Source organism: Lysobacter sp. CA199 (genome assembly GCF_052078715.1).
In the GTDB taxonomy this organism is placed as follows: Bacteria; Pseudomonadota; Gammaproteobacteria; order Xanthomonadales; family Xanthomonadaceae; genus Lysobacter.
Genome location: NZ_JBQJIL010000016.1, coordinates 117,930 through 131,205, shown reverse-complemented (window position 1 = coordinate 131,205; position 13,276 = coordinate 117,930). Strand labels below are relative to the sequence as shown.

Annotated in this window: 12 protein-coding genes; 7 read left to right on the top strand and 5 right to left on the bottom strand. The window is 67.1% G+C overall.

The features are described from left to right. Window positions 1–22 precede the first annotated feature (22 nt). Both ACTOWJ_RS26430 and ACTOWJ_RS26425 read right to left on the bottom strand, forming a co-directional pair. Window positions 23–889, bottom strand: coding sequence for a DUF1684 domain-containing protein (locus ACTOWJ_RS26430; protein ID WP_441337607.1), 867 nt, complete (start codon window positions 887–889; stop codon window positions 23–25). A gap of 273 nt (window positions 890–1,162) precedes the next feature. Beyond that, window positions 1,163–1,723 carry a cyclic-phosphate processing receiver domain-containing protein gene (locus ACTOWJ_RS26425; protein WP_441337606.1) on the bottom strand — a complete coding sequence of 187 codons (561 nt, stop codon included), beginning with the start codon at window positions 1,721–1,723 and terminating at the stop codon, window positions 1,163–1,165. A 422-nt stretch (window positions 1,724–2,145) separates the two neighbouring features. On the opposite strand from ACTOWJ_RS26425, the gene ACTOWJ_RS26420 reads away from it, so the two are divergent. The 4 genes from ACTOWJ_RS26420 (at window position 2,146) to ACTOWJ_RS26405 (ending at window position 5,340) form a co-directional block, all read left to right on the top strand. Then, window positions 2,146–2,412, top strand: coding sequence for a hypothetical protein (locus ACTOWJ_RS26420; RefSeq protein WP_441337605.1), 267 nt, complete (start codon window positions 2,146–2,148; stop codon window positions 2,410–2,412). 215 nt (window positions 2,413–2,627) lie between these two features. Next, on the top strand, window positions 2,628–2,933 hold the full coding sequence (locus tag ACTOWJ_RS26415; RefSeq protein WP_441337604.1) for a PAAR domain-containing protein: 306 nt from the start codon (window positions 2,628–2,630) through the stop codon (window positions 2,931–2,933). 69 nt (window positions 2,934–3,002) lie between these two features. After that, on the top strand, window positions 3,003–3,596 hold the full coding sequence (locus ACTOWJ_RS26410) for an HAD family hydrolase (RefSeq protein WP_441337603.1): 594 nt from the start codon (window positions 3,003–3,005) through the stop codon (window positions 3,594–3,596). A 349-nt stretch (window positions 3,597–3,945) separates the two neighbouring features. Continuing rightward, complete coding sequence (locus ACTOWJ_RS26405; protein WP_441337602.1) at window positions 3,946–5,340, top strand: hypothetical protein; 1,395 nt, start codon at window positions 3,946–3,948, stop codon at window positions 5,338–5,340. Between the two features lie 278 nt (window positions 5,341–5,618). Here the strand turns inward: ACTOWJ_RS26405 and ACTOWJ_RS26400 are convergent, their stop codons facing one another. Both ACTOWJ_RS26400 and ACTOWJ_RS26395 read right to left on the bottom strand, forming a co-directional pair. Further along, entirely contained in the window at window positions 5,619–6,950 is a 1,332-nt protein-coding gene (locus ACTOWJ_RS26400) for a S41 family peptidase (RefSeq protein WP_441337601.1), read from the bottom strand. Between the two features lie 275 nt (window positions 6,951–7,225). Continuing rightward, window positions 7,226–8,353 carry a linear amide C-N hydrolase gene (locus tag ACTOWJ_RS26395; protein WP_441337600.1) on the bottom strand — a complete coding sequence of 376 codons (1,128 nt, stop codon included), beginning with the start codon at window positions 8,351–8,353 and terminating at the stop codon, window positions 7,226–7,228. A 334-nt stretch (window positions 8,354–8,687) separates the two neighbouring features. Here ACTOWJ_RS26395 and ACTOWJ_RS26390 point away from each other — a divergent pair, with 334 nt between their 5' ends. From ACTOWJ_RS26390 to ACTOWJ_RS26380, 3 genes are all read left to right on the top strand, one after another. Next, window positions 8,688–10,172 (top strand): PhoPQ-activated pathogenicity-related family protein, encoded by a 1,485-nt coding sequence (locus ACTOWJ_RS26390; protein ID WP_441337599.1) that lies wholly within the window; start codon window positions 8,688–8,690, stop codon window positions 10,170–10,172. Window positions 10,173–10,518: 346 nt separating this feature from the next. Further along, entirely contained in the window at window positions 10,519–11,247 is a 729-nt protein-coding gene (locus tag ACTOWJ_RS26385; protein WP_441337598.1) for a hypothetical protein, read from the top strand. A gap of 89 nt (window positions 11,248–11,336) precedes the next feature. Further along, a complete protein-coding gene (locus tag ACTOWJ_RS26380) occupies window positions 11,337–11,894 on the top strand; it encodes a hypothetical protein (protein WP_441337597.1) in 558 nt (185 codons plus the stop codon). Between the two features lie 83 nt (window positions 11,895–11,977). Here ACTOWJ_RS26380 and ACTOWJ_RS26375 read toward each other — a convergent pair whose 3' ends face one another. After that, on the bottom strand, window positions 11,978–12,928 hold the full coding sequence (locus tag ACTOWJ_RS26375) for a glycoside hydrolase family 19 protein (protein ID WP_441337596.1): 951 nt from the start codon (window positions 12,926–12,928) through the stop codon (window positions 11,978–11,980). Window positions 12,929–13,276 lie beyond the last annotated feature (348 nt).

Below are 13,276 nucleotides of genomic sequence, written 5' to 3'. Positions count from 1 at the left end.
GCGATGACGCGCCGGCTTCGCCTCACTGACCGGTGGGCGGATACTTCTCCCCATACCTCAACTCCACCGGCACGAAGGTGGTGAGGTTGATCGGGCAGTTGTAGTAGTCCGAATGCGCGCACAGGAAGCTATACATCGTGTTCAAGTTGACTTCGAGGGTCTTGGGCGGCTGGCCCGGCGGAAAATGCACTTCCAGCGAGCGGCCGCCGCCGTAAGTGGTTTTCTTCGAGGTCTTGTCGGTCACGAACATCAGCAAGTGGTTGAGCTTGTTCCAGTCCTGGCCCTTGTTGAACGCGCGCAGGGTGTAGGTCTTGCCCTGCAGCGGCAGTTCCACGTCGCCGATCCAGTACATCAGTCCGGTGTGGTTGCGCGAGTCCAGATGGCTCAGGCCCACCGGCTTGTCTTTGCGGGTGAAGGTCGCCTTGACCACGCCCTTGGGGTCGTAAGGAAAGAACGACAGGCCCTTGTAGTGCTGGGCGACCCGTGCCGGGTTGTACAGCCAGGTCTTGATCGAGTTCTCGTAGATCGTGGCGCGCACGATCAGGCCGTTGGGCAGCGTGTGTTGCTGTTCCTTGGCCTTGAGCAGGTCGACCGCGGCGATGCCGGGGCCTTCGATCAAGGCCTGGCCGTTGCGGTAGCTCACCCGCACGTCGCCCTGGTCGCCGGCGTCCTTGGCCCAGCGCGCGTCGGCCGGCTTCTGCGCGGCCGGCAGGTGGGCGGCGCCGTTGGCGGCGATCACGGTCGCGTCCTGGATCGCGTACATGCCGGTCGGGCCGCTGGCCTGCTGGGTCATCGCGGCGCGGAAGCCGTCCCAGTCCTGTCGTGGATCGGCTTGCGCCGCGGTGCAGGTCAGGCCGAGCAGCAGGGCGGATAACAATAGCGATCGCATGGGTAAATCTCCGGGCGGGGGATCGGATCGAGGGCCGACTGTGACAGGCGCGGCCGTGGCCGGCGTCGGCCAAAAGTCCTGGCTTGCGATCGCCGACAGACTTTGGCCGCGGCGATTCGACGAAGGGGCAGCGGAAGACACCGAGTAATCACACGGGTTTTTGTGGGAGGGGCTTGCGTCCCGACGGCTTCCAACTTGCATAGCGGCCTGATCGGAAAGCGTCGGGGAGCAAGCCCCTCCTACAAGAGCATGGAGGCAGCGTCGTGTTCGCTCTCAGCCGTCGCTGCGCGAGTCCGCGGCCTGGACGACCACCCAGGCCCGCGACACCGCTTCGATTCCCGCCTGCATCCGCAGCCGCGCCGCCGGGTTGGCTGAGTGGACCCGGATCGCCGGCGGATGGAAGCCCCGCTCGATCACCGCCCGTTCGATCCACACGATCACGTCGTAACCGGTGCCGCGCGCGTCGTCGCCGAGATCGTGATCCAGGCTCAGTTCGGCGACTTCGCCGGTTTCCAGCAGCGCGATCGCCTGGTCCGGCCAGTGCACGCGCCGCCAGCCCGCGGGCGTCTGGCGTTCGTCGTCGAGGAATACCCGCATGAGCTTGAATCGTCCTGAGTAGGCGTAAGAGCCCGCGCATCCTGCCACCGCGTTCGCGCCGCCGACAAGGCGCGCCGCGGGCCGCGTCGGCGCCCGGCCGTCCGGCGCGAACTGCGGGAGCGGTCGGGCGCGAATGTGGCGCGGCCGCACGCTTCGCGACATCCACGGCCGGGCGCTGTCCTCGTCCGGCGGCTTGCCTGCGTTAACTGACGAACACGGATGTCGCTTCGGCGACATCCTTTCTTCGTTTACGCGATCGGTTCGCGAACCGGCGCCTGCACCGCGCGTCGGCGCGGCCGCCCGAACCATCCCCGCAGGAGTCCGCGATGCCTTCGCTGTTGTCGCCCGCCGAACTGGCCTGGTACGTCACCGGGCGTTTCTATCGCCGCGCCGGCGGTTGGTTGGCCGATTACGGCTCTCCTGCATCTGTCGGGCATCGCCGGCGAATTGTTCCTCGGCCATCGCGGCGAAGGCAGCGCGCATTTCACTTTCGCCGCGCAACCGTTCAAGGCGCGCTCGGCGCGCAACGGCGCGCTGGATCTTGGCCTGGACCCGGCCGGCGAATTTTCGGTGTATCTGCAGCCGATACCGGCCGGCGATTTCGACCGGCCCGAGACCTTCGCCCAGGGCGCATCGCGACCTTCCGCCGTACCGGGCTGGTGGTTGGCACCACGGTCAGCGCGCAGGTCGGCGCCGCGCCAGTGCCGGTGCTCGGCGATAACGTGTTCAGCACTCGCCTGATCGACAGCCGGCGCTTCGAATTCGCCGGTGCGCACTACGACCTGGCCGCGATCCTCGGCCGCGGCGTGACCCAGTTCGGCACCTCGGCTGCGCTGCCGGTCGCATTTCCGGCACATGGAACGCATCCGCCCAGGTACGAACTCGTATTGCCGTTTACCGGATCGGCGATCGCGTTGGGCGATTGAGCGCCGGGATCGTCGGAAACGTGATTGGCAACCGATAATTGCATCGAATGACAATCGAAAATAACGCGCCATGCGGCCCTGAGTCGAAGAACCGGCGGGGCCCGGTCACGCACGGTGGCACGGGGGCGTTCCAGGCCATACAAGGATCGAAGATGGCGTTTCAAGACAGCGCAAGGATCGGCACGGAACGAAGCATTGGGCGAGGGAGGTGGGCGATGACCGGGTACTGGATCGTGGTCGGCGATACGACCAGCGGAGGCGGCAGCGTGCTGGGCGGCGCCGGCTCGGACCCGACGAGTTGCCTGGCCTGGGCGCGCATCGGCGATGCGGTGCGGTGCGGCGTGCACGGGCAGACCACCATCGTGACCGGCGACAGCGAAAATCCGATCGAGGGCCGCGCGGTCGCGCGCCACGGCGACTTCTGCGCTTGCGGCTGCATTTTGATCTCGCGTAGCCGGATCCGTTCGATCGCCGAACTCGGCGGCGGTTTCGCCGCCGCGCGCGAGGTCTGGCCCGACTGACTCGCGCGCGCGGCTTCGGGCTAGACTCCGCGCGGGCGCCATCGCCCGTTCGTACCCGGGCCGCAGCGCATGGATTTGGCGTTATTCGATTTCGACGGAACCATCACCGACCGCGAAACCTTTCCCGGCTTCGTCCGCGCCAGCGTCGGCCGGCGGCGTCTGTGGCTGGGCCAGTTGCTGCTGGCCCCGCAGGTGATCGGCTACAAGCTCGGCTGGGTGTCCGGCGGCGCGGTGCGCCGGCGCATCGTCGCCTTCGGTTACCGCGGTCGCGGCGAAGAAGAAGTGCGTGAAGCGGCCGCGCGACATCTGCACGAAGTGGTCGCGCGGCAACTGCGCCCGCAGGCGATGCAGCGCATCGCCTGGCATCGGCAACGCGGCGACCGGGTGGTGGTGGTCACCGCCAATCTGGAATTGTTCGTGTCGCAGTGGTGCCGGTCGCAAGGCCTGGAATACATCTGCTCGCACCTGGAAGTGCGAGAGGGCGTACTGACCGGCCGCTACCTCGGCGCCGATTGCTGCGGCGCGGAGAAGGCGAGACGGGTGCGCGAGCGCATCGATCTGAGTGGATACGACCAGGTGCACGCCTACGGCGACACTTCGGAAGATCGCGAACTGCTCGAACTGGCCGATCGCAAGTATTACCGCTGGGAACAGGTCGCCTGAGCGCGGCGTTTGCGCAAACCCGCGCGGCCGTACCGCCGCGAGCGTGTCGCGCGTCCGTAAACGCGCGTGTCGTGCGGCGGTGCCGCATGCGCACGGAATCGTGGCGCTGAATTCCCATCTTGCGCCGGCGCGGCGGCATCGGCGCGAGCGGTCTTTGTTTCCATGATCGCCGTCGCGTTGCGGAGATGACCGCCGACACCGCGCTTAACTCCATCCTCGCGCGTATAGCCGCGGGCTATCGAAGCCATCGGATCAAACGATTTTCGCGCAGATTTTTTCGCCTCTAGCCTCATAAGGCCGCCGCGGCCGCGGCGGCTTCGCAGTGTCTCCACCTGAAGGGAGAAGCAGCATGAGGCTCAGCAAGTCATTGCGGTTCAAGCCGCTGTGGTGGTCGCTCCTGGGCGCGCTCGGGGTAGGCGGCATCGCCATGGCCGCCGATCCGCCGACCAGCTACGCACCGGTAGTCATCAAGGAAACCTTCGCCGCGATCAAGGCGCGCATGGAGCGCGAAAAACCAGCGATAGAACAACGCCAGCGCGGTCTGCTGGAGCAGCGTTACGACCTGGGCAACCAACCCGCGCGCGGGGTCAACATGTCCGGAGGCAAGCCGGTGCAGGGCGGGGTGCGCGTGCGCCTGCCCGCAGGAACCAGTTGGGAGGACCTGGGCGGGCTGACGCCGGAGCAGATCCGCGAACGCGGCCTGTTCCCGGCCGGTTTCCTGCCGTTGCCGCATCCCAATCATCCCGAAGGCGGCATGCTGTTTCCGAAGTTCCACATCGACGCGGTCAAGCGCGCCGAGCAGCGCGATCTGACCCGGTTCGATCTGGACTTCGATCTGCCCGATCATTTCCTGCCGGACTTTCCGGCGCCGATCTACCTGACCACACGCCCGGACCTGGGCGATGTGTCGAAGAAACAGTTGGTCACCATCAACAACTACTACGAGTTGTTCAACGGGGTGCTCAATCCGAAGCAACTCGAAGGGCTGAGACTGCTGGTGACGCCGTTCGCGCAGCAGCAGTTCAACCAGACCGAGGACCGGCGTTCGGCCTTGCCCAGCCGCGGCGTGGCCTGTCTGGATTGCCACAGCAACGGGCATACGGTGGCGGCCACGCATTTGGTCGGCGACATCCGGCCGCAGCCGTTCCGTCATCGCATCGATACGCCGACTTTGCGCGGGGTGAACATCCAGCGCCTGTTCGGTTCGCAGCGAGCGCTCAAGACGGTTGAGGACTTCACCGAGTTCGAGCAGCGCGCGGCGTATTTCGACGGCGATCCGGTGATCGCGACCAAGAAGGGCATCAACATCCTCGATCGCGGCCATCAGGTGCATGCGATGGGCGAATTCCAGGCGATCCTGGATTTCCCGCCGGCGCCGAAACTGGACATCTTCGGCCGCCTCAAGCCCGATGCCGGCGAAGCGGAGAAACGCGGCGAGGCCTTGTTCTTCGGCAAGGCGCAATGCTCGGCCTGCCATTCGCCGCCGTACTACACCGACAACAGCATGCACAACCTGCAGGTTGAGCGGTTCTTCAAGCCACAGACGATCAACGGCCGCTTCGCCACCGCCGACGGGCCGATCAAGACCTTCCCACTGCGCGGCATCAAGGACTCGCCGCCGTATCTGCACGACGGGCGTTTGTTGACCTTGGAAGATACCGTCGAGTTCTTCAACGTGGTGCTGCAGACGCGGCTGGAGAAGCAGGAGAAGGAGGATCTGGTGGCGTTCTTGCGGCAGTTGTAGCGGTATGTGCAGCCGTGTGCCCTTATCCGTCCGGCCTTCGCGGAAGCAGCTGCACAGCCCCTCTCCCGCTTGCGGGGTGAGGGGCCGTGCTTGCGACCCATTGGCTCGCGTGGCGCCGAACGTTCGGGCCGGGGTGGGGTTGGTGTGAGCGCCCGCACGACAGAGCGCCGACAACCCACCCGGCGCGGGATGATAGGGACGCCGGGCAGGCTGCGACGCTCTGCATGGGTAAGAACGCGTCGACGAAGGCGATGTGAATCCGCACGAGCGGCCGGCGCTCAGCGCCGGTAGCGGCTGATGCTTCCGTCGGCGCGCAGGGTCTCCAACGACGCGACCTTGCCGGTCGCGTCGCGTTCGAAACGCAGACGCAGGCTCGGATCGTCGGCCACGCAGAACAAGTCGCGCTGCAATGCGATCAGCGGCTGCGGCGGCCGCTTGCCGTTGCGCAAGAACAATCGGCCGCCGTCGTCGCCGATCTGCATGCGGTCGTACTGGCCGAGATAGTCGGCGCGGACCAGCTCGGGCGGCGGCGCGGATTGCACGCGCAGCGCGTCCAGGGTCCAGCGCGCATCGGTCTGCGCGGCGCCCGCAAGCGGCCGGGCGAGGATTTTTTCCAGGGCGAGTTGTTGCGCCTTGGCCAGGGCCTGCGCCTGCGGCACGGCGACATCGGGCGTCACGCCGTCGCCTTCCCAGTTGCGGCGGGTGATCGGATTGGTCGGCGAGCCGCTGGCGACGAACACGCTGAAGCCTTGCGGCAACGGCAGTTCGGCGCCCGGATTGGCCGCGCCGGCGCTGTGTTCTCCGATCACCACGGCGCGGCCCGCGCTTTGCAAGGTGTAGGCCAGGGCTTCGCCCGCCGAGCCGGTGCGCGGACTGGTCAACACGTACAAGGGAACCTGCAGGCGCGGCTCGGAATGCCAATCCAACGGCGCTTCGCTGACGCTCTGCATGCGCTCGCCTTCGCGGAATCGGAAGGTGTTGTAGATATCGGCGTGTTTGGGCGTGAACGCGCTGATCAGATAACCCACCGCCGCCGGCGATCCGCCGGCGTTGTCGCGCAGGTCGAAGATCACCGCATCGGTCGCCGATACCAACTGCAAGGCCGCGTCCAACGCGCGACGCACCGGATTGGACGGATCGCCGAAGCGCAGGTCGGGCAGTTCGCGCAGATCGATGTAACCCAGGTTGCCGGGCAGCACTTCGACCTTGCGCAGGCCGTAGTTGCGGCGGCGGCTGAAGTCGTCCTCATCGGCCGCGACGGGCGCCGGCCCGCGGCGCAGCGCCGGGGAGGGCGCGGTCGCGGCTTTGGCTTCGGGCTGCCGCCAATTGACCCGGAGGTGGCCGTCGAGTTGGCTCAGGCGGGAGGTCAGCGCGGTGGCCAGATCGCGCGGATCGGTGTAGCGGTCGTAGCGGCCTTGGCCGGCTTCGCTGCGCAGGTCGGCGGCGATCTTGCCGGCGCGTTTGGGATCGTAGAAATGGCGTTCGATCGCTTGTGCGACCTCGGCGACCGCATCGCGCGGCGGAACCGTGGCGGCCTGAGCGGACAGCGGCGCGCCGCAGAACAGCGCGGTCGACAGCAGCAACGGTAGTGAACGAAGAACGTGGCGCATGAGGATCTCCGTGAGCGATCCGCCGCACCGGTCCGGAGCGGCGGCCGGCGAAGGCCGGTGTGCGTCACTGAAGATGCCGCAAGACGGCTTAGCGTCGCAGCGCCGTTGCGGTGGCTTGCAAACCGGCGTTGCGGCGATCCGAACGAGTCGGGGCTGAAGCCCCTCCCACAAAAGCGGCAGCCCCCGCAGTCCCGGCTTTTGTGGGAGGGGCTTCAGCCCCGACGCCTTTCGCCCAGCTCGCCGTACGTCCGCCAATCGGCCGCCCGAAGCCCGGCCTACTTGGAGAACTGACTCGTAGCGTCGTTGTACCAGGCGCCCGGCGCGGGCAGCACCGCTTGCGACGGCAACTGCGTGACTTTGACGCTGCCGCCGCCGAAATCCAGCTGACTCAGATCGACTTGCTGCACGGTGGCGTTGAACGCGCTGCTGAAGTAATACACCGCGTTGGTGTGATCGCGCGCGACCTGCCACATGGTCCAGTCGCCGACCTTGGGCGCATCGCCCTTCGCCGCGGGCTTGATCACCGCGGTGCCGTAAGGCGTGGCCTGGATCATCTGCACCATCGACAGCGCGACGTTGACGATGGTCTGGGTGCTGTCGGTCGCGCCGGCGCCCTTGGGCGTGGGTAGCCATTGCGCGCCGCCTTTTTGCAGCGCGTGGAAGCCCTTGCGGAAGGTCGCGGCCTTGACGAAACGCGAGGACGACATGATGTCGCCGGGCAGGCCCAGCAGGCCGCAACCCACCGGCGGCCCGGCATCGGCCGAACGCGAGGTGCCGCCGCCTTCGACGCTGAGATGATCGTAGTTGGCCAGATTGGTGCGCTGCCAGTCGTAGGTCGGCGCATTGGTCAGCACGCCGTCGCGGGTGTCGTCGTTGGCGTAGTGCTTCATCTTGCCGTCGATCATTTCGATCACCACGCTGGCGCCGGTGGAATCGGTGGCGATGAAATGCAGCGGCAAGTAGGTGAGGGCGCCTTGCTTGGGGCCGATCAGGCTCAGTTTCTTCAAGTAAGGCAACAGTGTCTGGACCGACGCGAACTGGCTCATCACCCAGGCCACGAAATCGTGGAACTCCACCGCCGTCTCGCCGTCAGGCGCGCTGTCGGCGTAGGCGGTGCCCGGCAGCCACAAGGCAGCGCAGGACAGGCCGGCGCTGTTGATGCCGTCGACGAAGCAGGGAAACTCGGGCATCGCCTGCGAGTCGGCCAGGGCTATGAAGCCGTAGGTGCCGGTCCACGGCGTGGACTTGCTGGGGACCAGCGGAAACTTCTGTTGCGCGGGGACCAGGTACATGCGGGTTTCCATCGCCCCGGTCAGTTCCATGCAGCGCGCGGAGATGTACTGGGTCGCCGGCGCGGCGCCGGCGGGAACGGTCGGAACGGACAACAGGAAATTGGTGCACATGCGGAGCTCCTTTCCTGAGCGGTTTGGAGAAACGGGACCATCGCCTGAGCGATGGATGACGCCGGTGGTGGGGCGGCCCGGTCGCCGCGACGGATTCGCGCCCGAACCGCGGTGCGATGGCCGTTGCGGCCGCGGCGGATCGTGCGGTGGAAGTAACAACGCGTCCGGCGCGGGCGAACGGCCACGCAGGCGAGATGAACGAGCCCGGCCCCGCGCGCCGGCGCCGCAAGCTGCGAACGCCATCGCGAATCGCGTGGTTTCCGGGTGCGCGCGCGCCGGCGCGGTCCATCGCGGTCTATCCTGGGTGGTCGCCGAACTTACCGAGGACGCGGTCGTGATCAAGCAACGCCTCCAGTACCTGACGCTCGCCCTGGGATTGCTGTGCGCAGCGGCGCAGGCCGCGGCGCCGTCGCCCGATACGGCGATCCAAGCGCAAACTCAGAGCCATCGCGGCCACGACTACAGCCAGGCCTGGCCGGACTATCGCAAGCGCCAGTCGCGCATCCCGCTGCGCTACGAAAGCCTGGGCCGCACTGAACTGGACGGCGCGCAGAAACGCAGTTACCGCCTGTATTCGCAGCGCTGGCCGGAAACCGGCGGTGCGGTGCCCGAGGAATGGACGCATCAGGTCGACATCTACATTCCCCAGGTGGCGCGGGCGAAGTCGGCCTTGCTGGTGATCAACAACGGCAGCAACCGCGCCAACGGCAGCGAACCGGTCAAGCCGCCGACCGATTTCGACGAAGCCCTGGTGTTGGAAGTGGCCAAGGCCACTCAGACCATCGTGGTCTCGGTGTCCGATGCGCCCAATCAGTACCTGACTCTGCCCGGCGAGCCGCCGAAGAAAGAGGACGTGCTGGTCGCCGCGACCTGGCGCCGTTTCATGAACGAGCCTTCGGCGGCCAACGCCACCTTGCCTCTGCACGTGCCGATGGCCGAAAGCGCGGTGCGGGCGATGGATCTGGCCGAACGCGAGCTCGGCGCGTGGCGGGTGCGCTCGTTCGTGGTCACCGGCGCGTCCAAGCGCGCCTGGGCCGCGTGGCTGACCACGATCGGCGATTCGCGGGTGCAGGGGCTGGTGTCGTACGTGATCGACATGCGCATCGCCAAGCTGATCGAGCACATCAACAAGACCTACGGCGGCGGCTGGCCGATCGCCTTGACGCCGTATCACCAGGAAGGCGTGACCACGCGTTACCGCGATCGGGAATTCGTCGAACTGATGCAGATCGAAGACCCGTATGCGTATCTGAGCACGCGCCATCGCCAGCGGCTGCGCATTCCCAAGTATCTGGTCAACGCCAGCGGCGACGATTTCTTCCCGGCCGATGCGCAGCGGCTGTACCTGGACGATCTGCCCGGCGCGACCAGTCTGCGCGCGGCGCCCAACTCCGATCACGGCGGCATCCGCCGGCATATGCGCGAGACCCTGATTCCGGCCTTGCGGCGCTTCAACCGCCATCAATCGCTGCCGCAAGTCGATTCGCGGCTGAGCGAGCGCGGCGGCCGGCTGAGCCTGCGTGCGCGAGTGTCGGAGCGGCCGGTCAGCGCCAAGTTGTGGGTCGCCGACAACGCATCGGGACGCGACTTCCGCTTCGCCTGCGGCGTGCGTTATCGCGAACAGGCCGTGACGATCGCGCGCAACGGTGTCGAGGCGGCGTTGAGCAAACCAGCGACCGGCTGGTCGGCCGCATTCGTCGAGTTCGCCTTCGCCGATGGCTTCATCGCCACCTCGCCGGTGTACGTCTATCCCGAACGCGAATTTCCGCAACAACCGCCGCCCAACGGCAGCGGTGCGTGCCTGATGGTTCCGCAGTGATGCGATCCGGCGCGGCGGGCCCGCTCGCCGCGGGCTGAAAAGTCTGGCGTGCAACCGCCGCATCGTTTGCGGCCGTGCGATCGACGATCGATGGCGCCGGCGCGCCGCGTCGCGGCGTCGCCGGACGACCTTGTCCGAAATCAGCGAGTAATCCCGCGTCCACGGTTCTAGCTTGGACGTCGAGGGCCGCGAACGCCTGTTTCGTTCGCAATCGGCTCGTTGCCGCCGCGGCATTGCCGCGCCCGCGGCAGGCCGTGTTTGCGCCCTCGTCCTGACTTCGCGCGATGCGATCGCACCGCGCTCGCGCGAGGCCGTCTCCATGAACCGTCCATCCAGGAGTCGAGCCATGCAAGCCAGTCGAATCGCGCAAGTTCTCGCCATCGCCTTAGCCGCCGCCTGCGCCGGCGCCGTGCCCGTCCATGCCGGCGGGGAACATCATTCCAACCAGCGCGTGCTGTATCCGCGCGATGCCAGCCCGTTCGGAAAAAGCATGTCGACCTGGGCCGAAACCGCGTCGCAATGGGTGTATGCGCAACCCTACGATCGCAGTCCCTTGTTCGATCCGACCGGCGCGAACTGCGCGGTCGATCAGCACGGCCCGGTCTGGTACATCGCCCGCATCGCCGGGCCGCCGGTGTTCAGCGGCACCCGCCAGTGCAGCATTCCGCGCGGCAAGTCGGTGCTGCTCTACATCGGCGCGGTGGTCGACAGCTATCCGTGTCCCGATCCCGACTTCGAACCCGCGCCGGGGCAGAGTCTGTACGAGTTCCTGCGCGCCGACGCGGCCGCGGCGATGGATACGGTGAACCGCCTGGAAGTCAGCCTGGACGGGCGGCCGATCCGCGATGTCTTCGCTTATCGCTACGCTTCGGAGAATCTGTTCGCGATCAAGGGCGACCCGAGTCTGCGTCTGCCCTTCGACGGCTGCATCACCGGCGCCTGGCAACCGGCGGTGGTCGACGGCTTCTTCATGATGTTCAAGCCGCTCTCGCCCGGACGCCATACGTTGATCGTGCACGGCACCAATACGATCGGTCACGACAAGACGTTTACTTACTATCTGACCGTGCCCTGACCGTGCCCTGACCGGGGCCGCGCCGCCGCCGGGCCGCTGCGTCCGCCACGGCGTTGGAGTAGGCTGGCCGCGCAGACGGAGAGGCCGGGATGAAGGCGAAGATCGCAGCACCGATGCTTGCCGCATGGGCCTTGGCGTTATGCGCTTGCGGCGAGCGACAGCAAGAGCCTGCGCGGACCCAGGCGCCGGCCGCGACGCCGGCCACGTTCGATTTCGCGGCCTGGGTCGGCGCCAATGCCGATTGCAATGGCGATTATGTCGCCGATGTGCAGCAGGCCGATTTCGGCCGACGTTTGCGCGAGGCCGGAGTAAGCGTCAGCGCGGACAGCTTGATCGGCGAAGTGGGTGTCGGCGGCGGCACGCTGACGCCGGGCCGGCCGATTCGTCTGCATGGGCTGCCGGTGCGGCGCATCGATTACGACTTCGGTAGCGGCGCGACTTTCGCGGTGGTGGTCGACGCGAGCGCCGAGCAAGCGCGCGCGGCGATCGGCGCGGCGCCGTTGCCGGAGATCTATCGCGAGTACTACCGCCTGGGCGTGGCGACCGCGCCGCCGAGCGAGGACGTGCCGATGCCCGATATCCGCTTCGTGCGGCCGGGTGAGCAGCAGGGCACCCAGGAGCTGGGCTGCGCGGCGTTCGACATGTGAACGATCGGCGCGCGCGGCCGAGACGGGTATCGCATCGATAGCGAATGCCCGGCCGCGACATCGCGGCCGGGCATGCAAGTGCATCAACAGGTCAGGTTATTGCCCGGCGCCACGCCCAGAACCGCAGCGAAATTGCGGTAGTAGGTGCCGCGGTTGAGCATCTGCTGATGGCCGATGCCGGTGGCGTTGCATTCGATCCCACCGTTGATCGCGCGGATGGTTTCGCCGAACGCGCGCAGATTCACCATCGCCTGATGCGGGGTGTTGCTGGCGCCGCCGCGTTGGGTCATCCAGTACCACAGCGCGGTCTGCCAGGAGATCGCCGAGTTGGTCGCGACCCAGTCTGGGTTGTTGAGCAGGTCCAGTCCGAGCGCGTTGCCGGCGGCGGCGTAGTTGTAGTTCCAGCTCAACTGGATCGGGCCGCGGCCGTAATACTGCTTGCCGCCGCAACTGCCCTGCGGCTGGCAGTAGTGGTCCCAGTTGGCCTGGTTCAATTCGCGGATATGCACCAGTCCGCCGGTTTCCTGGTTGACGTTGGCCAGGAACGCCGCCGCTTCCTGGCGCGCGATGGTGTCGCCGCCTTCCTTGGCGAAGTTGGGATACGAGCGGATCGCCGCGACCAGTCCGGCGTAGGTGTAGAACGGGTTGCGGTTGGGGAACATCTGGTTGAACTGCGCTTCGGTGACCACGAAGCCGCCGGCTGGCGGGTTGGTGTTGTCGCAGGTGGTCGGTTGCCAGTACCAGGTGCTGATGGTCGGGTCGGTGCCGTCGCTGCCGTTGGTGCCGACGTTGACCAGCTTGTAGTACTGGCCGTTGGGCGGGTAGCGCACGATGGTGCCGAGCGTGTAGTTCACCCCGCGCGTCCAATCGACGTAGTTGCAGACCGCGGTCGGCGCGACCGCGGCGGCGCCGTAGCCGTCGGCCGAATCGATCGAGGGGACTTGCGGACCGGCCAGGGCGGCTGGGGCGCAGAGCAGGCCGAACAGGCTGGCGGCCCAAGCGCCGGCTCGGCGCGAATGGAAGCGTGCGTTCATTTCGTATCCTCAGGGTGTGGGCTCTCGATCCCCCCGGGACTACGCGCGCCGCGCGACGGCGACGATGCGTTGCTTGCGATGTGTGGCGATCTAATCGTTATGGCCACCCTGCAGGCCGTCGTGCCGCGACCGGTGCGATATCCGGACGTGCCGCGTCGGCGGCGGGCATGGCAGCGCTGTCATTCGAGCTGCGGGCGACTGTAACGGCGAGGTTAAAGATGAATCCGGGCAGCGGTCGCGAAAAGGGCGTGGGCCGCGGGGAAATCGCGCGATCCGCCGCGCGGGTACGCTGCCGGCGCGACCGCGGTCGCATTTGCGTTGCGATGCGGCAACCGTTTGCGCCCGCAA

Coding starts and splice junctions, on each gene's coding strand:
- ACTOWJ_RS26395 (WP_441337600.1), bottom strand. CDS start 8,353: ATGTGCACCAATTTCCTGTTGTCCGTTCCGACCGTTCCCGCCGGCGCC.
- ACTOWJ_RS26400 (WP_441337601.1), bottom strand. CDS start 6,950: ATGCGCCACGTTCTTCGTTCACTACCGTTGCTGCTGTCGACCGCGCTG.
- ACTOWJ_RS26415 (WP_441337604.1), top strand. CDS start 2,628: ATGACCGGGTACTGGATCGTGGTCGGCGATACGACCAGCGGAGGCGGC.
- ACTOWJ_RS26430 (WP_441337607.1), bottom strand. CDS start 889: ATGCGATCGCTATTGTTATCCGCCCTGCTGCTCGGCCTGACCTGCACC.
- ACTOWJ_RS26385 (WP_441337598.1), top strand. CDS start 10,519: ATGCAAGCCAGTCGAATCGCGCAAGTTCTCGCCATCGCCTTAGCCGCC.
- ACTOWJ_RS26425 (WP_441337606.1), bottom strand. CDS start 1,723: ATGTCGCCGAAGCGACATCCGTGTTCGTCAGTTAACGCAGGCAAGCCG.
- ACTOWJ_RS26410 (WP_441337603.1), top strand. CDS start 3,003: ATGGATTTGGCGTTATTCGATTTCGACGGAACCATCACCGACCGCGAA.
- ACTOWJ_RS26380 (WP_441337597.1), top strand. CDS start 11,337: ATGAAGGCGAAGATCGCAGCACCGATGCTTGCCGCATGGGCCTTGGCG.
- ACTOWJ_RS26405 (WP_441337602.1), top strand. CDS start 3,946: ATGAGGCTCAGCAAGTCATTGCGGTTCAAGCCGCTGTGGTGGTCGCTC.
- ACTOWJ_RS26375 (WP_441337596.1), bottom strand. CDS start 12,928: ATGAACGCACGCTTCCATTCGCGCCGAGCCGGCGCTTGGGCCGCCAGC.